The sequence below is a fragment of the Actinomadura rubrisoli genome (assembly GCF_004349215.1).
Classification (GTDB): Bacteria; Actinomycetota; Actinomycetes; order Streptosporangiales; family Streptosporangiaceae; genus Spirillospora; species Spirillospora rubrisoli.
Genome location: NZ_SMKU01000775.1, coordinates 1 through 656, shown reverse-complemented (window position 1 = coordinate 656; position 656 = coordinate 1). Strand labels below are relative to the sequence as shown.

Sequence of the window (656 nt, the reverse complement as noted above, 5' to 3'; positions counted from 1 at the left end):
CCCCCAGACGCACCCGTCCGCGATCTCTCCCCCGAACGGGTCCCGCGTCCAGTCCTCCTTACGCGCCGGCACCACGTCCAGATGCCCGTGCAGCAACAGAGCGTCCCGCCCGGAGTCCTCCCCCTCGATCCGCGCGACGAGACTGGCCCGCCCCGGATGGGACTCGAAGATCCGCGCCTCCAGCCCCACCTCCTCAAGCTTCTCCGCGACGTACTCCGCCGCCACCCGTTCCCCGGGCCCGGAGTGATCCCCCGGATTGCTCGTATCGATCCGGATCAGCTCCTGGCAGAGCCGGACGACCTCGTCCTCAGCGGTCGGCTGATGAGCCACAATGATCACCTTCGCGCCTGGCGGTCTCGCGTACCGTCCCATGGTGCCCCGCCGATCCGCTTCGCCGCGAGTCGGGACCTTTGGTATGGTGAAGCCCGCCGCAGCCCGCTGCGGCCTGCGACCAGTCCGGGTGGCGGAATAGGCAGACGCGCTAGCTTGAGGTGCTAGTGCCCTTTACGGGGCATGGGGGTTCAAGTCCCCCCTCGGACACCACCAGTTACCCCACGGTAGCCATCTGGGTCCGGGTTGAAATTGATCTCAACCCGGACTTCTTCGCGTTCGGGACGATAGACCATCTTTAGTCCCAGCTGCTCGTATAGCTTCTC

At 66.5% G+C, this 656-nt stretch carries 1 tRNA gene and 1 pseudogene; one reads left to right on the top strand and one right to left on the bottom strand.

The annotated features are described in order from the left end of the window. Window positions 1-372: pseudogene (locus E1298_RS47415) on the bottom strand (M20/M25/M40 family metallo-hydrolase); the annotation flags it as partial. Window positions 373-454: 82 nt separating this feature from the next. Between E1298_RS47415 and E1298_RS47410 the strand changes: the two are divergent. Next, window positions 455-543: transfer RNA gene (locus tag E1298_RS47410), tRNA-Leu, on the top strand. Window positions 544-656: the final 113 nt, after the last annotated feature.